This window comes from Microbacterium sp. NPDC086615 (genome assembly GCF_040686055.1).
Classification (GTDB): domain Bacteria; phylum Actinomycetota; class Actinomycetes; order Actinomycetales; family Microbacteriaceae; genus Microbacterium.
Map to the genome: position 1 here is coordinate 97,979 of NZ_JBFBJJ010000002.1, position 22,442 is coordinate 120,420.

Sequence of the window (22,442 nt, forward strand, 5' to 3'; positions counted from 1 at the left end):
CTGCGCCGAGAACAGGGGATGCCGCGGGAACAGGGGAATCCGCGACGAAACGGCCTGTCCCCGTGGCATCCCCTGCTCTCATGACAGGGTCGACCGGTCAGAACCAGTCGCTCTCGCGGATCTGGCGCATGGCTTCACGCCGTGTCTCGGCGGGAAGACGCGAGAGGTACAGCATGCCGTCGAGGTGGTCGGTCTCGTGCTGGAGCGCTTGCGCCAGCAAGCCCTCGCCCTCGAGCACGACCTCGCTGCCGTCGAGATCGATTCCGACGACCTTCGCCCACGGGTAGCGCGTCGCCTCGTGCCAGAGCCCCGGGACGGAGAGGCATCCCTCCCCCACGAGCTGCGGCTCGCCGCGGGTCTCGACCAGCACGGGGTTCAGCACGTAACCGATGTCGCCGTCGATGTTGTAGCTGAACGCGCGCAGCCCCACACCGATCTGTGGGGCGGCGACCCCGGCGCGCCCAGGGGGCTCGACGGTGTCGAGGAGGTCGCGGACGAGCGCATGGATGCCGTCGTCGATCGTCTCGATCGTCGCGCTCGGCGCGCGCAGGACCGGATCGCCGAACAGGCGGATGGGCCGAACGGTCATGCTGCCGCCACCGGGGCGCGCAGGCCCTCCACGACGGCCGCGGCCAGTTCGCGGGCGGCCAGACGGGTCTCGGGCTGAAGATCGCGGAACGAGATCGCACTGCCGGCCGCGATCCGGGGGTCGTACGGCATCCGGATGACCGTCTGCACGCGCGTGCGGAAGTGCGCTTCGAGCTCGCTCTCGCGCACGAGCGGCGTGCCGGGTCGAGCGGAGTTCAGGACCACGACGGCCGAGCGCACGCGATCCGCGTAGCCGTTGGTCTCGAGCCAGGTCAGGGTCTCGGAGGCCAGCCGCGCCTCGTCGACCGACAGTCCGGCCACGACGACGAGGGAGTCCGCGCGCTCGAGCGTCGCCTCCATCACCGAGTGGACGATGCCCGTGCCGGTGTCGGTCAGCACGATCGAGTAGTAGTGCGCGGCGACGTCGGCGACCTGACGGTAGTCGTCGTCGCTGAAAGCCTCGGACACCCGAGGATCGGAATCGGATGCCAGGACGTCGAGGCGCGTGGCATCCCGAGCCACGATCGACGACACGTCGTGGTAGCCGTCGACCTCGTCGTGCGCGCGCACGAGATCTCGCACCGTGCGGCCGTTCGGTCGGCCCACGCGGTCCGCGAGCGTCCCGCGGTCGGGGTTGGCGTCGACGGCGATGACACGGTCGTCTCTCGCGTCGGCGAGCGCCATTCCCAGGAGCGAGGTGACCGTGGTCTTGCCCACGCCGCCCTTGCGGGAGAGGACCGGAACGAAGCGGGCGCCTCCCGCAAGCGGTGCGGCGATGCGACGGTCGAGCTCTTTGCGCTCGCGGGCGCGGCGGCCGTCACCGAGGTTGATGCGGTGACCGGACATCGAATACACGAGTTGCTGCCACAACCCCTCGGGCTCGGGCCGGGCGACCTGACGCGGGTCGAGGAGACGGTCGGCGGTGAGCAGATCGGGGCTCTCGCGCGCATCGTCGATCGAGCTCAGCCGCTTCGACGCGAGCGTCAGGTCGGAACCCGGGGTCCGGACGCGCTCGGTCGCGTGCGCGCGGTCGACGCGGGCCGCCTCGTCTGCCTGGTGGATCTCACGCCGGGTGAGGGGCACGGTGCCGATAGTTCCCGTCGCCGCGCGCTCCGCACGGGTGCGGGGGACGGAGCCGGTCGTGATCGGGACCGCGCTGGTCGTGGGGGTCGCACCGGTGGCCGGAGCCGCGGCGGGCGCGGTCTCCGCGCTCGGGACGGCACCGGAAGCCTGCTCGGCGTCGAGATCATCGCGCTCCGGGGAGTCGGCCGCGACCGCTCGCGCCGCGTCGGCCTCCGGAACCGCGTTCGCCTCGGTTGGGCTCGCGTCGGACTCGCTCATGTCGACCTCGTTCCGTTCGGGCTCATCCGTGGCGGGTTCGTCAGTCTCGGACTCGGCGGTCTCGAGCTCGGGGTTCTCGAAATCGGGGTTCTCGAGCTCGGGGTTCTCGAGCTCGGGGTTCTCGAGCTCATCCGCCGCTGGCTCGACGTCGACGACCTCCGCGTCGTCGTGCTCACGTTCACCCCGCTCCGGCTCAGCCGGATCGAGGTCCGAGTGCTCGTGTTCGAGGTGCTCGTGTTCGAGGTGCTCCGGTTCGAGGTGCTCGGGTTCGAGGTCGTCCTCGTCCCCGGCGTTGAAGCGGTCGGCGTGGGCGGCCTCGATGGACTCCGCCTCCGCGAACTCCACCCCTGCCGGCTCGGTCTCCGCGCGATCGGTCTCCGTGCTGTCGGAGTTCTCCGCCCCTGGTGCCTCCGACTCGGCCGGCTTCTGCTCGGCGGGCTCCCGCGCGACGAACTCCTCGTCGGAAGAGTCCTCGGCGGCGAGATCATCAGCGAGATCCTCGGCGAGCTCTTCGACGGTGGCATCCTCGACGGCGAGGTCATCGACGGAGAGGTCGTCCGAGGCGAGATCGTCGGAGGCGAGGTCGTCGGAGGCGTCCTCCGGGGTGATCTCCCCCTCGGGCTGAGATCCCACGTCCTCCGGCTCGAACACGTCGGTCGACAGCACGAGCTGCTGGGGGTCCGGCGCGGCCTCGAACTCGTCCGTCGACAGGATCACTTGCGGCTCCCCGCGCTCGTCGCCGAACGTCGGGACGAACACCTCGTCACGAGCGGCGGACTCGCTCGACTCGTCCACCGGCGCCTCGCCGACGATCTCGGCGTCGTGCACCTCGAGGTCGTCGTCGTTCTCGGCATCCGCGTCGTCATGGGGTTCGAGGATGATGTCGCCGGTCGCGAGATGCTCCACGTGCGCGTCGTCGTGCTCCGACGGCCGCGGGTCGACCTGCGGCTCGGGAACGTGGGTGAGAGCGGGCGCCTCGGCTCCGCTGTCGAGGGTGAACGGGGAGCCGATGTTCTCGAACATGCGGATCTCGGCTTCGTCGACCGGCACCTCGTCTTCGACCACATCGTCGTCGATGTCGTCTTCGTCGGATGTCACGGGCAGGTCGACGCTGACCTGCGCGATGTGTCCGCCGAGGATGGTGATGCTGGCTGTGTCGAGATTCCCGCTCTCGTCGAGGACGCCGTGCTCGGCGTTCTCGTCGGGGTTCGCGTCGGTGCGGTCGGGGGTCACTGCAGTCTCCAAACGGGAAGAGGGCGCGAAAGCGCCCCCTCCCAGGTTACTGCGCGGGGCGGATTACCAGCAAAAGGTCTCCCGCTTCCACCTGCTGTGTGCTAGCGATCGCAACCCGCTCGACGACCCCGTCGACGGGCGACGTGATCGCCGCCTCCATCTTCATCGCCTCGATGGATGCCACGGCCTGACCGGCCGCGACCCGGTCGCCCGGAGCCGCCTTCAGCGTCACCACGCCCGAGAACGGGGCGGCGACCTGACCGGGCTTGGAGGTGTCGGCCTTCTCGGCCTGACGGGCCTCGACGTCGATTGATCGGTCCCGGACGAACACGGGGCGGAGCTGTCCGTTCAGGGTCGTCATGACGGTGCGCATGCCCTTGTCGTCGGCTTCGCCCACCGCCTCGAGCCCCACGAACAGCTGGACGCCGCGCTCGATCTCGACCGTGTGCTCGCCGCCCGCACGCAGTCCGTAGAGGTAGTCGGCGGTGTCGAGCACGCTGAGGTCGCCGTAGGCGTCGCGGGTTTCCTCGAACGTGCGGGTGGGCCCCGGGAACAGGAGCCGGTTCAGGCGCGCGCGCCGCTCGGCGGACTCCCCCGCCAGGGCCGTCGCGTCGTCGTCGGTGAGCGGGGTCACCCCGATCTTCGCGTCTCGCCCGGCGAGCACCTTCGAGCGGAACGGCTCGGGCCAGCCCCCGGGGAGGTCGCCCAACTCCCCCGCCATGAACGACACGACCGAGTCGGGCACGTCGTACTTCTGCGGGTTCTGCTCGAAGTCCGCCGGGTCGGCCTTGACCGCCGCGAGATGCAGAGCGAGGTCGCCCACCACCTTCGACGACGGAGTGACCTTGGGCACCCTCCCGAGGATGCGGTCGGCGGCCGCGTACATGTCCTCGATGAGTTCGAAGTCGTCGGCCAAGCCGAGGGCGATCGCCTGCTGCCGCAGGTTCGACAACTGCCCGCCCGGGATCTCGTGCCGGTACACGCGACCGGTGGGACCCGCGAGGCCCGACTCGAACGGACGGTACAGGTGGCGGACGGCCTCCCAGTACGGCTCGAGGTCGCTGACCGCGGACAGGTCGAGACCGGTGTCGCGCTCGGTGTGCGCGAGCGCCGCGACGAGGGCGGACAGCGACGGTTGACTCGTCGTGCCCGCCATGGGTGCGGCGGCCGCGTCGACGGCATCCGCCCCCGCCGCCGAGGCGGCCAGCAGGGTCGCGAGCTGTCCTCCCGCGGTGTCGTGCGTGTGCACGTGTACCGGCAGGTCGAAGCGCTCGCGCAGCGCCGACACGAGCTTCGCCGCCGCGGCCGGGCGGAGCAGACCCGCCATGTCTTTGATCGCGAGGATGTGCGCTCCCGCGTCGACGATCTGCTCGGCCAGGGCCAGGTAGTAGTCGAGCGTGTACAGCTTCTCGGCCGGATCGAGCAGGTCGCCGGTGTAGCAGACGGCCACCTCGGCGACCGCGGTGCCGGTGTTCAGCACCGCGTCGATCGCGGGACGCATCTGCGAGACGTCGTTGAGGGCGTCGAAGATGCGAAAGATGTCGACTCCGGATGCCGCCGCCTCGGCAACGAAGGCATCCGTCACCTCCGTCGGGTACGGGGTGTAGCCGACCGTGTTGCGGCCGCGGAGGAGCATCTGGAGCGCGACGTTCGGCAGGGCTTCGCGCAGCGCGTCGAGCCGCTCCCACGGGTCTTCGCCGAGGAAGCGCAGAGCGACGTCGTAGGTCGCCCCTCCCCACGCCTCGACCGAGAGCAGACCGGGTGTCATGCGGGCGACGTACGGCGCCACGCGCACGAGATCGCGGGTACGGACGCGGGTCGCGAGCAGCGACTGGTGGGCGTCGCGGAAGGTGGTCTCGGTGACCGCGAGGGCGGTCTGCTCGCGCAGGGCCTTCGCGAAGCCCGCAGGACCGAGCTCCTGCAGGCGCTGGCGCGATCCCGCGGGGGCCGGAGCCACGAGGTCGATCGCGGGGAGCTTGGCACCCGGGTCGACGGAGAGCGGGTTCTCACCGTTCGGACGGTTGACGGTCGTGTCGACGAGCCACGACAGGATCTTGGTGCCGCGGTCCTTCGACTCGCGCCCGCGCAGCAGCTCGGGACGCTCGTCGATGAACGAGGTGCTGAGGTCGCCGGCGACGAAGGCCGGATCGTCGAGGACGGCCTGCAGGAACGGGATGTTCGTCGAGACGCCGCGGATCCGGAACTCCGCCAGCGCGCGGCGGGCTCGGGCGACCGCCGCGGGGAAGTCGCGCCCACGGCACGACAGCTTCGACAGCATCGAATCGAAGTGCGGGCTGACCTGCGAGCCCGCGGCCGTCGTGCCGCCGTCGAGGCGGATGCCGGCACCACCGGGCGAGCGGTACGTGGTGATCTTGCCCGTGTCGGGGCGGAAGCCCTGCGTCGGGTCCTCCGTCGTGATGCGGCATTGGAGGGCAGCGCCACGCAGGTGGATGTCGCCCTGCTCGAGGTGCAGGTCGGCGAGCGTCGCCCCCGCGGCGATGCGCATCTGCGACTGCACGAGGTCGACGTCGGTAACCTCCTCGGTCACCGTGTGCTCGACCTGGATGCGGGGGTTCATCTCGATGAAGACCACCTCTCCCGCTCGGGGTCCCGCGGTCTCGAGGAGGAACTCGACCGTTCCCGCGTTCTGGTAGCCGATCGACCGCGCGAAGGCGACCGCGTAGCGGTGCAGATCCTGACGGATCGCGTCGTCGAGGTTCGGAGCCGGCGCGATCTCGATGACCTTCTGGTGGCGCCGCTGCACCGAGCAGTCGCGCTCGAAGAGGTGGACCGTCTCGCCCGTGGCATCCGCGAGGATCTGCACCTCGACGTGACGCGGGCGCTGCACGGCCTGCTCGAGGAACATGCGCGGGTCGCCGAACGCGCTCTGGGCCTCACGCATCGCCTCGGCGAGGGCCGGGGCGAGTTCGCCGAGCGTCTCGACGCGACGCATGCCGCGTCCTCCCCCGCCGGCGACGGCCTTGGCGAAGAGCGGGAACCCGATCTCTTCCGCCTGCGCCAGCAGCGCGTCGATGTCGTCGGAGGCCGGCGTCGAGCGGAGCACCGGGACGCCCGCGGCGATCGCGTGCTCCTTCGCGGTGACCTTGTTGCCCGCCATGGAGAGCACCTTCGCCGGTGGGCCGATGAACGTGATGCCGTGCGCGGCCGCCTTCTCGGCGAGCTCCGGGTTCTCGGACAGGAAGCCGTAGCCGGGGTAGATGGCATCCGCTCCGCACTCCCGAGCGACCCGGATGATCTCGTCGACGTCGAGGTACGCGCGGACGGGGTGACCGCGCTCACCGATCTGGTAGGCCTCGTCGGCCTTCAGGCGGTGCAGCGAGGCGCGATCCTCGTACGGATAGACCGCGACCGTGCGCGCACCGACCTCGTAGGCGGCGCGGAACGCGCGGATCGCGATCTCCCCGCGATTGGCGACCAGGATCTTCGAGAACATGCGCACCTCACGTCAAGCTGGGGGAGCTGAATGTGCTCACAGCCTAGGGGACGGTAACGTAGACCCTCGTGCACGTACTCTCCGTCAGCTCTTTGAAAGGCGGGGTCGGCAAGACGACCGTGACGCTCGGGCTGGCTTCCGCCGCCTTCGCACGTGGCGTTCGCACTCTTGTCGTCGACCTCGACCCCCAGTCCGACGTGTCGACCGGCATGGACATCTCGGTCGCCGGCCGGCTCAACATCGCCGATGTCTTGGCGAACCCGAAAGAGAAGGTCGTCCGCCAGGCCATCACCACCAGCGGGTGGGCGAAGGTCCACCCGGGCACGATCGACGTTCTCATCGGCAGCCCCTCGGCGATCAACTTCGACGGCCCGCATCCGAGCGTCCGCGACGTGTGGAAGCTCGAGGAGGCCCTCGCCACCATCGAGAGCGAGTACGACCTCGTCCTCATCGACTGCGCTCCCTCCCTCAATGCCCTCACGCGCACCGCGTGGGCGGCGAGCGACCGCGTCATCGTCGTGACCGAACCGGGTCTGTTCTCCGTCGCCGCCGCCGACCGCGCCCTGCGCGCGATCGAAGAGATCCGTCGCGGCCTCTCGCCCCGCCTGCAGCCCCTCGGCGTGGTCGTCAACCGCGTGCGCCCGCAGTCGATCGAGCACCAGTTCCGCATCAAGGAGCTGCGCGACATGTTCGGCCCGCTGGTGCTCAACCCGCAGCTGCCCGAGCGAACCTCGCTCCAGCAGGCGCAGGGTGCCGCGAAGCCGCTTCACGTGTGGCCCGGAGACTCGGCGCAGGAGCTCGCCGCCGACTTCGACGCACTGCTGGACCGGATCGTCCGCACCGGTCGCATCCCGGTCGAGGGCGACGCCTCGCAGGCCTGACTCACGCTTCTCCCAGACGCCGCCCCGCTGCCACGCAGTCGGGCGGCATCTCCCGTTCGCGCCCGAGACCCTGGCGCGGGCCCGGGTCCCTGAGCCTGTCGAAGGGCCGCCATCCGTTTCAAGCGCGCGGCAGACCCAGGTCCCTGAGCCTGTCGAAGGGCCCGAGGCCCGTCGCGGTACCGGTGGCTTCGACAAGCTCAGCCACCTCCGCTCCCCCACCCCGGGACGCTTCACAAAGGAGAACCCCGGATGCCACGGCACCCGGGGTTCGAGAAATCGTCGGTGTCAGGCCGTGCGCGCGGCGCGACGCGCGGCGAGTTCGTCGACCGTGTCGGCGGACGCGGCCTCGAAGTCGACGAGAGTCGACTCGACCTCGCGCAGGACCTTGCCGACGGCGATACCGAAGACGCCCTGACCGCGGCTGACGAGGTCGATGACCTCGTCGTTCGAGGTGCACAGGTACACCGAGGCGCCGTCGCTCATGAGCGTCGTTCCGGCGAGATCGCGGATGCCCGCCGCGCGGAGCTGGTCGACGGCCGTACGGATCTGCTGGAGCGAGATGCCGGTGTCGAGGAGACGCTTGACGAGCTTGAGCACGAGGATGTCGCGGAAACCGTAGAGACGCTGCGAGCCGGAACCGCTCGCTCCGCGGACGGTGGGGACGACGAGCTCGGTGCGAGCCCAGTAGTCGAGCTGACGGTACGTGATGCCGGCGGCGCGAGCAGCGACCGCTCCGCGGTATCCGGTGTCGTCGTCCATCTCGGGCAGACCGTCGGTGAAGAGGAGCTCGGTGGCGAACCGGGGTTCACCGACTGTGTCGCCAGCGGTCATGCTCGCGTCCCTCCTCATCGGCTCGATATCCCCACGCTAGATCAGCCATGCGCCCGCGGCAATGACATCCGGTCGGAGCGCTTCGGCGTGTCGCGCTCAGGACAGCATCCGGTCGATCGCGTCGCGCACGAAGAGGCTCCGCACCTCGTCGAGACGCGCGGCGAGTTCGGGCGCGAGTTCGCTCGCACGGGCCCGGGATGCCGCGTCGGGGCGTCGCAGGAGCGCGGACAGCGCGGACTCGACGAGGGCGGCCTCACGCTCGGCGCTCTGGCGCAGAGAACGCACGTGGCGCGGCTCGATGCCGTGCCGATCGAGCGCGACGAGGGTACGCAGGAGCGAGACCGTCTGCTCGGGATACGACTCGGCGGCCGTGATCACGCCGGTGCTGATCGCGTCGTTGAGAAGCTGCGGGCCGGCTCCTGCCGTCGCGAGCAGCTCGTCGCGGCGATAGCGGCGGGGCGTCGCGGTCATCGACGGCATCGAGGTCGGCGGCGCGGGGTTTCGCCCGGCGTCGAGGTCGGCGAGATAGTCGCGGATCACCGCGAGGGGAAGGTAGTGATCGCGCTGGAGCGTCAGCGCCATGCGGAGCCGCTCGAGGTCGGCCGCGGAGAACTTGCGATAGCCCGACTCGGTCCGCGTGGGCGACACGATGCCCTGCACCTCGAGGAAGCGCAGCTTGCTCGAGGTGAGCGCCGGGAAGTCCGGCGTGAGGCGCGCCAGCACCTGGCCGATGCTCAGCAGCCCCGAGGCCGCCGGACGACCGCGGGCGGGGGCTGCCGCCATCAGTTGTCTGCCGGCGGCAGATCGACGGGCGAGACGAAGAAGTTGAGACGGAACTTGCCGATGCGCACCTCGGCGCCGTTGGCGAGCACCGAGCGGTCGACGCGCTCACCGTTGACGTAGCTGCCGTTCAGCGACCGCTGGTCGACGATCTCGAACGAGGTGCCCGAACGCGTGATCTCGGCGTGACGGCGCGAGACCGTGACGTCGTCGAAGAAGATGTCGGCCTCGGGGTGACGCCCGACCGTCGTGACGTCGGTGTCGAGCAGGTAGCGTGCACCGGTCGTCGGGCCCGAGCGGACGATGAGGAGAGCGACGCGCGACGGCAGGGCGTCGATCGCCTCCAGTTCGGCCTCGTTGAGGTCGGCACCGAAGGGGACGAAGGACAGATCGGCGTCGTGGCCGAACGTCTGCGTCGTGTCGTGCGACCGCTCCGACGCGGGGGCGTCGGCCGCGCGACGGATGTCGTCGCGCTCGAATCTGCGTGTCTCGTCCACGGCTTCTCCTTCTTCTTCACCATCACCGATCGATCCGACGTGAACGGTCGAATCGACCTCGCGCGGTCGTGGTGGGGGCTTCGTCTGTGCTGTTGTCTCGACACCGAGCATCGCTGTTCGGGTTGTGCCGATCGCCCGACGGGACACTCGAACCTACCGATCACACGTCCGCCGTGTCGAGTCCGTTGCCCCGCTCCGCCCTGACGCACCGTGAAACGATGCGCGCCGAGGCTGAACGCGGACAGTCGAACAACACCAATTCTTTCACCTCGCCACCCTCTCGTCGTCCCCCGCGCGTCCGTCACGTCTGGGAACGCGCGCGAGCCCCGTGTCTTGCCTGTCGTTAGGGTCGAAGAGTGACATCTTCCGCACCCCGCCATCGCGTGTCCGCCTTCTTCGCGAGCCTGCTGGTCGCTCTCGTCGCCCTTCTCGTGCTCCCGGCGAGCCCCGCGTTCGCCCACGACGAGCTGGTGTCGACCGACCCGCCCGCCGACGCGGTGCTCGACGCGCTTCCGGAACAGATCACGTTCACCTACAGCGCCGACATCCTCGCCGAACAGGGCACGGCCGTCGTCGAGGTCACCGACGCCTCCGGCGCCTCGCTCACGGAGGGCACGCCGGTCGTCTCGGGCACCGACGTGACGCAGACGCTGGCGGGCTCGGCATCCGGTGCCGTCACGGTGAAGTGGCGCGTCGTCTCGAGCGACGGCCACCCGATCGACGGCACCTTCTCGTTCACAGTGAACGCGGCGACCCCGACACCGACGGCGACCGCGTCGACGCCCACCGCGACCCCGACCGAGTCGGCGACGACGGCCCCGACGACGGCGACCCCGGATGCCACGGCGACACCGTCCGAGACCACGTCGAGCGCGTCTCCCCTGCCGTGGATCCTCCTCGTGGTGGCGCTCGTGATCGTCGCCGGAGCGATCGTGTGGCTCTTCGTCGCGAGAGGGCGGGGCGGGTCGTCGGGAGGCGGTTCCACGGGCACCGCCGGACGATAGGATTTCCTCATGCCTCATTACGATCTGGTCATTCTTGGTGCGGGTCCCGGCGGGTACGTGGCTGCGGTGCGCGGAGCGCAGCTCGGCCTGTCGGTCGCGATCGTCGAAGAGAAGTACTGGGGCGGTGTGTGCCTCAACGTGGGCTGCATCCCCTCGAAGGCGCTGCTGCGCAACGCCGACCTCGCGCACACCTTCCACGCCAAGGCCGATCTGTTCGGCATCTCGGGTGACGTGCACTTCGACTTCGGCAAGGCCTTCGACCGCTCGCGGTCGGTGGCGGCGGGCCACGTCAAGGGCATCCACTACCTGATGAAGAAGAACAAGGTCACCGAGTACGAGGGCCGCGGGTACTTCGCCGACGACCACACGCTCGACGTGACCCTGACCGACGGCTCCAAGGAGCAGGTCACCTTCGACAACGTCATCATCGCGACCGGTTCGACCGTCCGCCTGCTGCCCGGCGTCACCCTGAGCGAGAACGTCGTGACCTACGAGGAGCAGATCCTCAACCGCGAGCTCCCCGCCTCGATCGTCATCGTCGGTGCCGGCGCGATCGGCATGGAGTTCGCCTACGTCATGACGAACTACGGCGTGAAGGTCACGATCATCGAGTTCCTCGACCGCGCCCTCCCCAACGAGGACGCCGAGGTCTCGAAAGAGATCCAGAAGCAGTACAAGGGCTACGGCGTCGACATCCTCACCTCGACCAAGGTCGAGTCGGTCACCGACCACGGCGACAAGGTCACCGTCGCGTACACCGCGAAGGACGGCTCGCAGGGCTCCATCGACGCCGACCGCGTGCTCATGTCGATCGGCTTCGCCCCCAAGGTCGAGGGCTTCGGTCTCGAGAACACGGGTGTGAAGCTCACCGAGCGCGGCGCGATCGACATCGACGACCACATGCGCACCAACGTGCCGCACATCTACTCGATCGGTGACGTCACCGCGAAGCTGCAGCTCGCCCACGTGGCCGAGGCGCAGGGCGTCGTGGCCGCCGAGACCATCGCGGGTGCCGAGACCCAGACCCTCGGCGACTACCGCAACATGCCGCGCGCCACCTTCTGCAACCCGCAGGTCGCCTCCTTCGGCCTCACGGAGCAGCAGGCGCGCGACGCCGGCCACGACATCAAGGTCGCGAAGTTCCCCTTCTCGGCGAACGGCAAGGCGAACGGCCTCGGCGAGCCCGTGGGCTTCGTCAAGCTCATCGCCGACGCCGAGACGCTCGAGCTCATCGGCGGCCACCTCATCGGTCCGGATGTCTCCGAGCTCCTGCCCGAGCTGACCCTCGCGCAGAAGTGGGACCTCACCGCTCTCGAGGCGGCCCGCAACGTGCACACCCACCCGACGCTGTCGGAGGGTCTGCAGGAGGCGTTCCACGGTCTCGTGGGGCACATGATCAACCTCTGATCGCCGACACGAAAAGGCCCGTCCGGTTCTCCCGGCGGGCCTTTTCGTTTTCGTTGCCCCGGATGGGGGCTCGGGTTCTCAGTGGCCGAGCGTGCGCGCCAACTTGGATCCGGATGCCGCAGGGCGGCCGCCCGCGGCGAACACCGCCGCATCGACCGCGGCGAAGAACGCCGCGCGACCGTCGTCGTCGGACGGCCCGGCGGGGCCGAGCTCGACCTCCCACTCACGCCACGCGGATTCGACGCCACGACGCTCGTCCGTCGCACGGACGCGATCATCGACGAACTCGGCGACCTCTCCCCCGTCGGCGTCGAGGAGCGCATACGCCGTGCGGTGATTCCGCACCCGCGCGAGCGGCGTGAACGGCGGCGCGGCGATCGAGGCGACGGCATCCTGAACCGCCGGAGGCACGACCGGCTCGGCGTCGGGATCGACGTCGGCACCGAGGGGCCACTGCGTCTCGGTGCGTCCCCCTGCCCGCGCGGGACCCTTCACGTGCCACCCAGCGTCGGGACCTCCGAAGCGCCGCCGCACCGCGACGCCCGCGCGAGCGAGATCGGCCGCGGGGGTGTCGAGATACCGCGCGTCGAGGTCACGCGGCTCGGGCTCGCCGACGCGCGCGACGCCGGGAAGCTCCGACCAGTCGGGAAGCGGGGTGGTCTCGTCGACGTCGTACTTCGACTCGACCTCGACGCTCGAGGCCCCGTGGGAGCCTGCGCTCAATCGTCGCGCCCGTCGACGTCGGGGTTGATGTCTTCGGTCTCTTCGACGAAGGCGAAGACGGCCTGGGTGGGACCGTCGGACTCGCCCGTGTGCTCGAGGCCACCCTCGCGGCGGTAGACCAGCTGGCCCTCGCTGTAGGGCATGATCAGCGTGTCGTCGGACTCGTTCTCGAGCGGGAGCACCTGCCCGTCGAGCGGGCCTCCGGTCAGTCGTGCAATAGCCATGTCGTCAGCGTAGACCGCCCCTCCGACACCGCCGGGCACCTTGACAGGGCTGGCCTAGAATCGCTCGGGTGACGACGACGGACCTGCCCGGGGAGCGACCGTTCGTCCTGCTCGCCACCCGCGCCGAAGACCGCCCGGCCGACGAGGAGTACGCCCTCTTCCTGCGCTACACCGGTCTCCCGCCCGAGCGGCTGCTGCGCGTCCGTCTGGAGCGCGACGCCATGCCCGACCTCGACCTCGACGAGATCTCGGGCATCCTCGTCGGCGGCAGCCCGTTCAACGCGTCGGACCCTCTCGAGAAGAAGTCGGCGGTCCAACGTCGGGTCGAGGCCGAGATGGCCGCGCTCGTCGACGACGTGGTCGCGCGCGATCTCCCCTTCCTGGGCGCGTGCTACGGCGTGGGGACGCTGGGGACCTACCTGGATGCCGAGATCGACGGCACCTACGCGGAGCCGATCAGCGTGGTCGACGTGACCTTGACCGACGCCGGTCGCGCGGATCCCCTCGCCGCCGGGATGCCCCGGACCTTCGCGGCGTTCGTCGGCCACAAGGAAGCCATCACGACGCTGCCGTCGCGGGCGACCCTGCTGGCATCGTCGCCGACGTGCCCGGTGCAGATGTTCCGGGTGGGCGAGAACGTCTACGCGACGCAGTTCCACCCCGAGCTCGACGTCGACGGGATCGTCACGCGCATCCACGCGTACGCCGCGTTCGGATACTTCGCCGCCGACGAGCTCGACCTCACGCTCGCGGCGGTGCGGCGCGCTCCCGTCCACGTTCCCTCGCGCCTGCTCCGCACGTTCGTGGAGCGCTACGCGCGCTGACGGGCGTCCGGGTGGTGGTCCCGGGAGGATGTTCTCACCGGGTGCGGTGGCAGGACGGCCAGTCAGGGGCCATGAGACTGCATCGCGCTGACACCCCCCCCTGCACGATGTCGCCGAGATGTCAGCTGCGTGCAGTCTCGCGGCGTGGAGTGAGCGCCGGGCGCGCGTCAGGCCCGCGTGCGCGGGTCCTCCCGGACCACCTCGATCGCGGCGGTCACGGCGGGGTGCGCACGCCGCAGATAGGGCTCGAGACCGAGGTCGACGAGGTGCACGCGCCCAGCGAGCCCGGGTCCGCGCCCGCGCACGAGGCCGGCCTTGAGGGCACCGAACGTGACCGTGACATCGGCGGGGAGGACGATGGCATCCGCGGTCCCGTCGTCGGGCTCGAGGCCGCTCGGCACGTCCACGGCGACGACCCGCGGGCGGTCGGGAAGCGCCAGGAGGCGCTCGACGAGGGCGCGGGCGCTCCCCCGCAGTCGGCGGTCGGTGAGGCGTCCGATGCCCAGGATGCCGTCGAGCACGAGGGCGTACTCATCCACGTGGGTGGAGGCCTCCGACACGGAGACGACGCGCGCCCCGGCGGCCACCGCCGTGTCGAGTGCTTCGCGGTGGACGCGGTTGCGGACGAGGACGACGTCGACGCGGTCCGCCGCCTGAAGGAGGTCAGCGGCGGCGAAGAGCGCATCACCCCCGTTGTCTCCCGCACCCGCGAGGACGAGGACCGCACCGGGCTCCACACGCAACTCGGCGACCACGACGTCGGCCAGGGCGCGCGCCGCCCAGCGCATGAGGGGACGTCCCTCAGCCAGAAGAGGGGCCTCGGCAGCACGGACGGCGTCGGCGGTGTAAGCCGCGACCCGCGCGGGCGCGGACTCAGCCACGGGATGCCGCCCGCTCGGCGTCGTCTTCACGATCCGCCGCGGCGGGGTCGTTCTTCGCGAGCGTCTCGCGTTCCTTGGCTTCCGCCTCGCGGGCGGCCTCCAGCTCGCCCGTGGCGGCCTGCACCGCTTTCTCGGCTCGGCGGACGCGGAACTGGATCAACGTGGTCGCGCCGTACTTCGCTCGGACCCGGTCGTGGTCTTCTTCGGTGGCGACGGTGATCCAGGCTCCGGCGATGAGGATGACCTGACTCGAGAGGTTGAGCCACAGCAGGAGCGCGATGAGCGAGGCGAACGTGGTCAGCAGCGGGTTGTTGCCCGCCCCGCCGACGAACAGACCCGACAGCTGCTGCAGCACGACCAGGCCGACGCCTCCGAGCAGCGCCCCTCGCCACAGCGTGCGGCGACGGGTCTTCACGCCCGCCAGCACGGCGAAAGCGACCGCCACCGCGGCGGTGTCGAGCGCCAAGACGACGATCGTCGAGAGCGCCCACGTCAACACGGCGGTCACCCACGAGTCGGCGGAGATGCCGAGGAGGCCGCGCACGAAGGTGAGACCGGCCGTCGCGAGGAACGTCACGAGGGCGGCCCCCACGAGCGCGATGCCGATGCCGACGGCGACGGCGAGATTACGCACGATGACGAGGACGGGCAGAGTGTCATCGGTGGTCACTCCCGCGATCTGGCGGAGGGCCGTGCGCAGGGAGCCGATCGCGCCGATCGCCGCGCCGAGCAGACCGATCGTCGCGATCACACCCGCGATGGTGAACTCCGTCGGCGCTTTGATCGCGCTGACGTCGAGCAGCCCGTCGGTGCCCACCAGCCCGGGCACGACGTTGTTCACCGACCGCTCGAGCGCCGCGAGGCCCTCGGGGTTCCCCGAGAGCCAGATCGCGGCGGCCGAGAAGCCGAGCAACACCGCGGCGAACAGGCTGAAGAGGGTGCGATAGGTGACGCTGTCGGCGAGCGTGGGCCCCCGCGCGCCCGAATAGACGAGGAAGGCGCGCACGAGGCGGAGCGACAGAGCCCACGCGGTGACGCGACGGATGAGGTCGGCCATGGCCCCAGCGTAACGAGGCGAACCACCTTGCTCATCGGGGGTTGACCGCCGCGCCCGACGCCGACAAACCTCGCTCCCGCCCGCCGATCTTCGCCCTCACAGCCCCGCGATCACCCGCCACCACGCGCCGAACAGCAGGAACGGCCCGAACGCGATCGACCGACCTCGCGCTCCGGCGAGGAGAACTCCGGCGGCGCCGATCCCACCCGCGAGGAAGGCGAGGGCGATTCCGGATGCCACGGCCTCGAGGCCGTGCCATCCGAGCACCGCCCCGCAGAGGGCCGCCAGCTTGACGTCTCCCCCGCCGAATGCCGCCGGCCGCGCGAGGTGCATCGCGAGACATCCCGCGAACGCGCTGAGGGCGCCGGCGGCGATCCCCACAAGTCGTGCGGGCTCGCCGATCGCGACCGCGGCCCCGCCCAGCAACACCACCACCGCGGCGCCGCCCGGCACCAGGATCGCGTCGGGGAGGCGTCGGGTCCGCGCGTCGACCATCGCGAGCACCACGCTGAGACCGGCGAACACCGACAGAGCGGCGACCAGAGGCCATGGCATCCGGTGCCTCAGGCGTCGAGCACGAGAAGGTCGACGAGGACGATGTCGCCGGGAGAGATGCCCTCGGCGTCGCGCACGGCGCGTTTGAGGGGAAGCACGTAGACCCCGTCGGCCTGGGGGAAGATCGACGTGCGGAAGACCGAGTCGCCGATCGTCGCGTCGACGCGGACACCGCCGAAGCCTCGGCGGAAGGTCTGCGTCTCGCGGATGTCGTCGCTCAGGTCGGGCGGAAGGGCCACGAAGTACCAGTCGCTGTCGGTGCGGGCCTCCCACCGGTAGACATCGCCCTCGAAACGCACGATCATGTGGTTCTCCTTCCGTCGCTGGTCACCCTACGGGGAACCTCCGACGCCGGCTCGGCGGTCTCCCCTGTGCAGGAGGAGTGCGCTCGCGCCCGCGTCGATCGTCAGCGCGATGGCGGCGGCGAGCAGGTACACCGCCAGGTCGCGAGGGTCGAAGCCGCTCCCGAGGACGAGCGCCGCGGGCGGGAATCGCGCGGCGACCTCCGCCGGCACCCCGGTGAGCTGGAGGAGCTCGACGCCCACGCTCCAGGCGGCCGCCACCGCCCCGAGGAGGCTTCGACGGGCGCCGGGCCACACCAGCACCAACCCGGCGTAGACGGCGACGGTGTACAGCGCGTCTCCGGCGATGTCGGTCGCGGCGGAGTCGGGAATTCCGCGCGCGACCACCAGCCCCAGGGCGACGACCACGACGAGCGCCACCGCCGCCGCGGACCGTCGTCGCCCGAGTGTCACGCGAGAACCCCCGCCGCGCGCGCGGGCTCGGCGTAGGCGCGCGCGAGGGACGCCACGGTGTCATGGGCATTCAGACCGCTCGGGTTGGGCAGGACCCACGTGGGAACCCCGGCGATCTCGTCGTCCTGCCGCCCCGCGACGGCTCTCGGGCGCTGGAAGCCCTCGCGGTACGCCGTCAGCCCGACCACCGCGATCGCGCGCGGGCGCCATGCCGCCACGCGCTCGGTCAGCGCCAGGGCCCCCGTCCGCAGCTCCTCACGCGAGAGTTCGTCGGCACGCGCCGTCGCCCGCGCGACGAGGTTCGACACGCCGATCCCCGCGCCGACGATCATGCGCCGGTCCTCGTCGCTCAACGGCTCCGCGTACCGCGGGAGGCGCGGCAGGATCCCCGCCTCGACGAGCGCCGGCCAGAAGCGATTGCCCGGCCGCGAGAAGGGTGTTCCGGTCGCCGCCGTCCACAGGCCTGGGTTGATCCCGACGAAGAGCAGCCGGACCCCGGGCTCGACGAGGTCGGGGATCGTGGCATCCCGGAACGACTCCAGCTCGGCGCGCGTGTACCCCATGAGACCACTATGACCACTACTTCGGTCACGACCGGCTCATCTGCCAGGATCGGAGGAATGGATGCCGTGCCCGCGCTCACCGAGGTCCCCGCGCCGCAGTTCGTCATCGTCGGCGACAACGTCCGGCTGGCGACGTACACGTGGGGCGACCCCGACGCGGACGCCGTGCTGTGCGTCCACGGCTTCGGGTCGAGCACGCGCGACAACTGGGTCAACACGGGGTGGGTGCGCGACCTCTTGCGCGCCGGATTCCGTGTCGTCGCCGTGGATCAGCGCGGCCATGGCGCGAGCGACAAGCCGCACGACGCGGCGTCGTACACGATGCCCACGCTCGTGAGCGACCTCGTCGCGGTCCTCGACACGTATCTGCTCGATTCCGTGCGCTACCTGGGCTACTCGCTCGGCGGGCGCGTGGGGTGGCAGTTGGCCGTCGACGCGCCCGAGCACGTCGAGCGGGCGGTGCTCGGTGGCATCCCGGACGGTCGTCCGTTGGCGCGGCTCAAGGTCGACCAGGCACGCGCGTTCCTGGACCACGGCACGCCCGTCGAGGATGCCACCACCCTGCGCTACGTCTCGCTCGCCGAACGCGTACCCGGCAACGACCTGCGGGCCCTCGTCGCGATCGCGGAGGGGATGCGGCTCGGCGAGACCGACCCCGACCCCGCGTCGCCGCCGCAGCAACCGATGCTCATCGCGACCGGCACCGAGGATCCGATCCACGATCAGTCGCAGCACCTCGCCTCCCTCCTGCCGCACGGCGAGTTCGCCGACATCCCCGGCCGTCATCACGTGAATGCGCCGGGGGCACGGACCTTCCGCGAGGCCGGGGTGGAGTTCCTCTCGCGCGAAAGCTGACGCGCGGTCACGCCCGCGAAGCGCGAGAGCGACCGTCCCCGGTCGCCCCAGCAGGAGCGTGCCCGCTCATCACCCGCAGTCGTACACCGTGCCGGGTGCGGACGCGTCGACCGTGCAGTTCTGCTCGACCCACTGGCGGATCTGCGCCGAGGCCGTGTCGCTGCTCGACGAGCGGGCGGAGCCGGCCGCGCCTCCGCCGGCGGCGGCGCCTCCCGTTCCGCCGAAGCCTGTCCCCCCGAATCCCGTCGCGCCGCCGCCCGCCCCGCGGTCCTCGCCGCCGATGACGTAGCGCAGCTCACCGGACTGAACGAGCGAGATGAACCTGTCGAGCGTCGGGACGTCGTCGCTACCGTTGAACCCCCCGATCGGAAGGATCGACGCACCGTCGGTCGCGAGGATGAGGGATGCCGCCTGCTGGGCACCGAAGGTGGCCGCGACGTAGGTCGACCCCGTGTCGCGCGCCTCCAGCCACGCGACGAGCTCGCTGTCGGCGCCTTGGGCAATGCCCTGCCGGCCGCCGGCGCCGGGCATGGTGCCGTTTCGTCCGCTCCCCGGCGCCGTCCCCGCGCCACCCGGAGCGAAGCCGGAGCGGGGACCGCTCTGACCAGCGCCCTGACCGCCGGCCTGCGCACCGCCCGGGAACGAGCCGCCGTCGGTGCGGGTGCCCGTTCCCTGTCCGCCGGGTCCCCGACCCGTTCCGCCGAAGCCCCCGGCCGACATCTCGGATACCCCGCCGGCGACGGGGTTGATCGAACTCGGGTGCGCGATGGTGACCGCGGACCACACGGTCGGCGTGAGCAGGAGCCCCACGACCATCGCGACCGTGGTCATCATGCGCGCGCGGTGGCGCGAGAGGAGCAGCGCGACCGCCACGACGGCGGCCGCGGCCTGAGCCAGCGACACGGGGATGCTGTAACCGCCGTACGAGAAGCCGACGATCACCGCGGTGAGCCCCGCGACACCGACGATCGCGATCTGCGGCCAGACCATGCCCGCCCGATGTGCGGCGGTGAGCGCGACGGCGACGACGAGGGCGAGCGGGATCGCGAGAGCCGCCGTGTAGAACTGGTGCATCCCGGCCACGGTCGAGAACATCGCCGCGAAGGTGAGCGTCCAGACCGTCAGCAGGACGCTGAGCGGCCGCGGGAGGCGGAGGATCCAGAGCACCACGACGCCGATCAGCGCTGCCGGGATCAACCAGGCGATCTGCCCGGCCAATTGCGCGTTGAACAGGCGCAGGATCCCGGGGTCGCCGGAGAAGGGAGGTGTGAAGGACTCGTAGGTCGTGCTGTCGGCCGTCGCACCGAAGCGCCCCAGGCCGTTGTACCCGAAGACCATCTCCCACGGGTTGTCGCCGATCGTGCTGCCGATGTAGGGCCGGCTGCCCGAGGGGATGAGCGAGACGATGGCCACCCACCAGAGCGACGTCGCGAGGCTGACCGCTCCCGCGACGACGAGGTGCACGAGGCGCCGCCCCCACGCCTGACGGGTGCAGAGGTAGGCCGCCGCGAGCGCGGGCCAGACCGCCCACGCCTCGAGCATGTAGAACTGGAACGACAGGCCGATGAAGGCTCCCGCAGCGACCAGCCACCCGACGCTCTTCGTCTGGACCGCCCGCACCGACGCCCACGCCGTCAACGACAGGCCGAGGACGAAGAACGACTCGGGCTGATTGGACCGCGAGACGGCGACGAGGATCGGGGTGACGGCGACGATCGCCCCGGCGAGAAGACCCGCGCGGATCCCCGCGAGGCGCCTGGCCGTGACGGCGGTGATGAGCGCGGCGGCCGTGGCGGCGAGCGCGTTGGGCAGGATGACCGTCCACGCCGAGTACCCGAAGACCCGCACGAACAGCGCGGGGATCCAGAACGAGCCGGGGATCTTGTCGAGGGTGACCGTGCCCGCGGGGTCCATAGCGCCGAAGAAGAAGTTCGACCACGACCGGCTCATCGACAGCGCGATCGACGCGTAGTACTCGGAGGGTGCACCCGCCCAGACCTGCCATCCGCTGAGGAAGAGTGCGAGGGCCCCGACCCCGATCACGCCCCACATCCAGGTCCGCCGGCGAGGGGCGGGCGGAGCCTCGGCCTCGCGGGGCGGGGCAGAGATCGAGTCGAGGGTGGCGGTCATGCCGGGATGGTAGGCAGGCGTTCACTCACGGTTGCTTCAGCGCACCTATGAGCCAGGCGTGTATCAGGCCGCGGCGGCTGAACCGGCGTCGCCGTCTCCGTGCGCCCGTCCGCACGCCCGTCCGTGCGCGACGCGCCGCCGGACGGGGACGGTCACGAAGCGGCGACCGACAGCTTCGGCGACGACGGCGCTTTCGTCGCCACGGCCTGAAGCCCCACGCGCACCGTCTGCCCCGGCGCGAGGGTCGACGCCCAGTCGGCACTCTGGCACGTGACCGTCGTGCCGGAGAGGCGGCAGCTCATGCCCCAGGCGTTCGACACCGAGGTCGTCCCGGGAGCCTCGAACGAGACCTGCCAGCGCGAGACGGGGCCCGTCGCCGTCACCTCGACCTCGGCGACGTAGCCCTCGCCCCACGCGCTCTGCGGGAGCCACGACGCCGTGATGCGTGCCGGCCGGGGCGAGGCGGATGCCGGAGGCTGGGGGCTCGAGGTCGGCTTCGGCGTGGCCGTGGGCTTCGGCGTCGCGGTCGGCTTCGGGGTCGACGTCGGCTTCGGCGTGACCGTCGGCTTCGGCGTCGCAGTCGGCTTCGGCGTCGCGGTCGGCTTCGGGGTCGACGTCGGCTTCGGCGTGACCGTCGGCTTCGGCGTCGACGTCGGTTTCGGGGTGGACGCGGGCGACGGGGTCAGAATGGGCCGGAGTGCGGCGAGCTTGGCCGTCTGCCACGTCCGCCAGTCGTCGGTAACGAGGCCGCCGGTGTCGCCGCTGTTCGGGTTGAACGACCAGTAGGCGTAGCTCATCTTCGTCTTGGCGAGATAAGCGACGAGGGTCTTCAGCCAGGCCCGATCGCTCTCGGTCTCGAGTTTGGTGCCGAACTCACCGAGCAGCACCGGCGCGATGTTCTGGCGCACGAGGTAACCCCAGTTGGCATCCCAGATCCCCTCGAGATTGTCGGGGTAGTTCGGTGCCGAGAACCACGGCTGCTGGTGCACCGTGGCCGGGTAGTCGTGCGGGGAGTACACGACGCGGTTCTTCACCGAGAGCGTGACCGGGGCCGAGCGGACGTCCTTGAGACCGCCGCCCCACCAGGTCGCCGTGCCGTCGCCCTGGTTCTCGACGCCCTCCACGATGATCAACAGCTTCGGGTTGACCGACAGGACGGCGTTGCCGGCCCGCGTGGCCGCGGCGCGCCAGTCGCGGGACGCGTCGCCGCAGTTCCAGCAGGCCGGACCGTGCGGCTCGTTGTGCAGGTCGGCGCCGATCACGGCGGGCTCGTTCTTGTAGCGCGCCGCGAGCATCTTCCAGTCGTCGATCCAGCGCTTCTCGCTGTACTGAGAGGTGTACCAGAGCTCGCTCTGTCCGCCCGAGTCGGGGCGGTGACGATCGAGGATCACCGACAGGCCGTGCGCCTTCGCCCGGGCGATGACGGTGTCCATGAGCTTCAACGGCGACAGCGAGACCAGTCCGGGATTGACCGCCGCGTTGATGGAGTTCGAGCTCTTCGCCGCGAGGCACTCGTTCGAGAAGGGCAGCCGGATGGTGTTGAAGCCCATGGCCGCGATGGCATCCAGCCCCTCGTCGAGCGAGATCGACCAGAGCCCGTGCGGGGCGCAGGTGGACGTCTCCATCCCGAACCACGCCGTCGCCTTGATCACGTGGGGCGAACCGGAGGCCGTGACGATCGTCGACCCCTTCGTCGACAGCCAACCCGGCACCGACGCCGCGGTCGCCGACGGCACGACGGCACCCGCGATCATCATCGTCGCCGCCGCCGCGACGGCGGCGAGTCGCGCACCCGCGCGCCGCCACCGCATGGTCGTCTTCCGCACCCTTGGCCCCCGCCTTTCCGGCACATCCTATGT

Annotated in this window: 21 protein-coding genes; 5 read left to right on the forward strand and 16 right to left on the reverse strand. The window is 70.8% G+C overall.

From position 1 onward, the window contains the following. Positions 1–97: 97 nt before the first annotated feature. The 3 genes from AB0O24_RS02760 to AB0O24_RS02770 are packed head-to-tail and all read right to left on the reverse strand — an operon-like array spanning position 98 to position 6,616. Positions 98–589, reverse strand: a complete 492-nt coding sequence (locus AB0O24_RS02760; RefSeq protein WP_275798201.1) for a peptide deformylase — start codon at positions 587–589, stop codon at positions 98–100. Continuing rightward, positions 586–3,162, reverse strand: a complete 2,577-nt coding sequence (locus AB0O24_RS02765) for a MinD/ParA family protein (RefSeq protein WP_363372394.1) — start codon at positions 3,160–3,162, stop codon at positions 586–588. Before AB0O24_RS02765 ends, AB0O24_RS02760 begins: the two co-directional genes overlap by 4 nt. 46 nt (positions 3,163–3,208) lie before the next feature. Continuing rightward, positions 3,209–6,616 carry a pyruvate carboxylase gene (locus AB0O24_RS02770; RefSeq protein ID WP_363372395.1) on the reverse strand — a complete coding sequence of 1,136 codons (3,408 nt, stop codon included), beginning with the start codon at positions 6,614–6,616 and terminating at the stop codon, positions 3,209–3,211. A 68-nt stretch (positions 6,617–6,684) separates the two neighbouring features. Here AB0O24_RS02770 and AB0O24_RS02775 point away from each other — a divergent pair, with 68 nt between their 5' ends. Then, the gene (locus AB0O24_RS02775; protein WP_275798199.1) at positions 6,685–7,497 is read left to right on the forward strand and encodes a ParA family protein; all 813 of its coding nucleotides are present in this window, start codon (positions 6,685–6,687) and stop codon (positions 7,495–7,497) included. A 285-nt stretch (positions 7,498–7,782) separates the two neighbouring features. On the opposite strand, the gene AB0O24_RS02780 is transcribed toward AB0O24_RS02775, so the two are convergent. From AB0O24_RS02780 to AB0O24_RS02790, 3 genes are all read right to left on the reverse strand, one after another. After that, positions 7,783–8,328, reverse strand: a complete 546-nt coding sequence (locus AB0O24_RS02780) for a MerR family transcriptional regulator (RefSeq protein WP_013583216.1) — start codon at positions 8,326–8,328, stop codon at positions 7,783–7,785. A 96-nt stretch (positions 8,329–8,424) separates the two neighbouring features. Beyond that, a complete protein-coding gene (locus AB0O24_RS02785) occupies positions 8,425–9,111 on the reverse strand; it encodes a MerR family transcriptional regulator (protein ID WP_275798195.1) in 687 nt (228 codons plus the stop codon). Continuing rightward, entirely contained in the window at positions 9,111–9,605 is a 495-nt protein-coding gene (locus AB0O24_RS02790; RefSeq protein WP_058596047.1) for an FHA domain-containing protein, read from the reverse strand. Before AB0O24_RS02790 ends, AB0O24_RS02785 begins: the two co-directional genes overlap by 1 nt. A 356-nt stretch (positions 9,606–9,961) precedes the next feature. On the opposite strand from AB0O24_RS02790, the gene AB0O24_RS02795 reads away from it, so the two are divergent. Both AB0O24_RS02795 and lpdA read left to right on the forward strand, forming a co-directional pair. Beyond that, positions 9,962–10,609, forward strand: a complete 648-nt coding sequence (locus tag AB0O24_RS02795) for a copper resistance CopC family protein (protein ID WP_363372397.1) — start codon at positions 9,962–9,964, stop codon at positions 10,607–10,609. A gap of 9 nt (positions 10,610–10,618) precedes the next feature. Next, on the forward strand, positions 10,619–12,016 hold the full coding sequence (lpdA, locus tag AB0O24_RS02800) for a dihydrolipoyl dehydrogenase (protein WP_275798191.1): 1,398 nt from the start codon (positions 10,619–10,621) through the stop codon (positions 12,014–12,016). 78 nt (positions 12,017–12,094) lie between these two features. Here the strand turns inward: lpdA and AB0O24_RS02805 are convergent, their stop codons facing one another. Then, positions 12,095–12,739 carry a CYTH domain-containing protein gene (locus AB0O24_RS02805; RefSeq protein WP_275798189.1) on the reverse strand — a complete coding sequence of 215 codons (645 nt, stop codon included), beginning with the start codon at positions 12,737–12,739 and terminating at the stop codon, positions 12,095–12,097. Continuing rightward, the gene (locus AB0O24_RS02810) at positions 12,736–12,963 is read right to left on the reverse strand and encodes a hypothetical protein (RefSeq protein WP_058596033.1); all 228 of its coding nucleotides are present in this window, start codon (positions 12,961–12,963) and stop codon (positions 12,736–12,738) included. Before AB0O24_RS02810 ends, AB0O24_RS02805 begins: the two co-directional genes overlap by 4 nt. 68 nt (positions 12,964–13,031) lie before the next feature. Here AB0O24_RS02810 and AB0O24_RS02815 point away from each other — a divergent pair, with 68 nt between their 5' ends. Continuing rightward, entirely contained in the window at positions 13,032–13,787 is a 756-nt protein-coding gene (locus AB0O24_RS02815; RefSeq protein WP_363372401.1) for a glutamine amidotransferase, read from the forward strand. 167 nt (positions 13,788–13,954) lie between these two features. On the opposite strand, the gene AB0O24_RS02820 is transcribed toward AB0O24_RS02815, so the two are convergent. The 6 genes from AB0O24_RS02820 to AB0O24_RS02845 form a co-directional block, all read right to left on the reverse strand. Then, positions 13,955–14,668 carry an NAD(P)H-hydrate epimerase gene (locus AB0O24_RS02820; RefSeq protein ID WP_363372403.1) on the reverse strand — a complete coding sequence of 238 codons (714 nt, stop codon included), beginning with the start codon at positions 14,666–14,668 and terminating at the stop codon, positions 13,955–13,957. Continuing rightward, positions 14,661–15,725, reverse strand: a complete 1,065-nt coding sequence (locus AB0O24_RS02825; RefSeq protein WP_275798182.1) for a YhjD/YihY/BrkB family envelope integrity protein — start codon at positions 15,723–15,725, stop codon at positions 14,661–14,663. Before AB0O24_RS02825 ends, AB0O24_RS02820 begins: the two co-directional genes overlap by 8 nt. A gap of 96 nt (positions 15,726–15,821) precedes the next feature. Continuing rightward, positions 15,822–16,280 (reverse strand): A24 family peptidase, encoded by a 459-nt coding sequence (locus tag AB0O24_RS02830; RefSeq protein ID WP_275798180.1) that lies wholly within the window; start codon positions 16,278–16,280, stop codon positions 15,822–15,824. Between the two features lie 8 nt (positions 16,281–16,288). Continuing rightward, complete coding sequence (locus AB0O24_RS02835; protein WP_275798179.1) at positions 16,289–16,585, reverse strand: DUF1905 domain-containing protein; 297 nt, start codon at positions 16,583–16,585, stop codon at positions 16,289–16,291. Between the two features lie 27 nt (positions 16,586–16,612). Beyond that, complete coding sequence (locus AB0O24_RS02840) at positions 16,613–17,035, reverse strand: DUF2809 domain-containing protein (protein WP_363372407.1); 423 nt, start codon at positions 17,033–17,035, stop codon at positions 16,613–16,615. After that, positions 17,032–17,598 (reverse strand): mismatch-specific DNA-glycosylase, encoded by a 567-nt coding sequence (locus AB0O24_RS02845; RefSeq protein WP_363372409.1) that lies wholly within the window; start codon positions 17,596–17,598, stop codon positions 17,032–17,034. The genes AB0O24_RS02840 and AB0O24_RS02845 overlap by 4 nt, the downstream gene beginning before the upstream one ends. Before the next feature lie 57 nt (positions 17,599–17,655). On the opposite strand from AB0O24_RS02845, the gene AB0O24_RS02850 reads away from it, so the two are divergent. Then, positions 17,656–18,453, forward strand: a complete 798-nt coding sequence (locus AB0O24_RS02850) for an alpha/beta hydrolase (RefSeq protein WP_363372411.1) — start codon at positions 17,656–17,658, stop codon at positions 18,451–18,453. 69 nt (positions 18,454–18,522) lie between these two features. Here the strand turns inward: AB0O24_RS02850 and AB0O24_RS02855 are convergent, their stop codons facing one another. Beyond that, positions 18,523–20,583, reverse strand: a complete 2,061-nt coding sequence (locus AB0O24_RS02855) for a glycosyltransferase family 39 protein (RefSeq protein ID WP_363372414.1) — start codon at positions 20,581–20,583, stop codon at positions 18,523–18,525. Positions 20,584–20,735: 152 nt separating this feature from the next. Beyond that, complete coding sequence (locus tag AB0O24_RS02860; protein ID WP_363372740.1) at positions 20,736–22,340, reverse strand: cellulase family glycosylhydrolase; 1,605 nt, start codon at positions 22,338–22,340, stop codon at positions 20,736–20,738. Positions 22,341–22,442 lie beyond the last annotated feature (102 nt).

Coding starts and splice junctions, on each gene's coding strand:
- AB0O24_RS02760 (WP_275798201.1), bottom strand. CDS start 589: ATGACCGTTCGGCCCATCCGCCTGTTCGGCGATCCGGTCCTGCGCGCG.
- AB0O24_RS02770 (WP_363372395.1), bottom strand. CDS start 6,616: ATGTTCTCGAAGATCCTGGTCGCCAATCGCGGGGAGATCGCGATCCGC.
- AB0O24_RS02780 (WP_013583216.1), bottom strand. CDS start 8,328: ATGACCGCTGGCGACACAGTCGGTGAACCCCGGTTCGCCACCGAGCTC.
- AB0O24_RS02785 (WP_275798195.1), bottom strand. CDS start 9,111: ATGGCGGCAGCCCCCGCCCGCGGTCGTCCGGCGGCCTCGGGGCTGCTG.
- lpdA (WP_275798191.1), top strand. CDS start 10,619: ATGCCTCATTACGATCTGGTCATTCTTGGTGCGGGTCCCGGCGGGTAC.
- AB0O24_RS02810 (WP_058596033.1), bottom strand. CDS start 12,963: ATGGCTATTGCACGACTGACCGGAGGCCCGCTCGACGGGCAGGTGCTC.
- AB0O24_RS02825 (WP_275798182.1), bottom strand. CDS start 15,725: ATGGCCGACCTCATCCGTCGCGTCACCGCGTGGGCTCTGTCGCTCCGC.
- AB0O24_RS02830 (WP_275798180.1), bottom strand. CDS start 16,280: ATGCCATGGCCTCTGGTCGCCGCTCTGTCGGTGTTCGCCGGTCTCAGC.
- AB0O24_RS02835 (WP_275798179.1), bottom strand. CDS start 16,585: ATGATCGTGCGTTTCGAGGGCGATGTCTACCGGTGGGAGGCCCGCACC.
- AB0O24_RS02845 (WP_363372409.1), bottom strand. CDS start 17,598: ATGGGGTACACGCGCGCCGAGCTGGAGTCGTTCCGGGATGCCACGATC.
- AB0O24_RS02850 (WP_363372411.1), top strand. CDS start 17,656: ATGGATGCCGTGCCCGCGCTCACCGAGGTCCCCGCGCCGCAGTTCGTC.
- AB0O24_RS02855 (WP_363372414.1), bottom strand. CDS start 20,583: ATGACCGCCACCCTCGACTCGATCTCTGCCCCGCCCCGCGAGGCCGAG.
- AB0O24_RS02860 (WP_363372740.1), bottom strand. CDS start 22,340: ATGATGATCGCGGGTGCCGTCGTGCCGTCGGCGACCGCGGCGTCGGTG.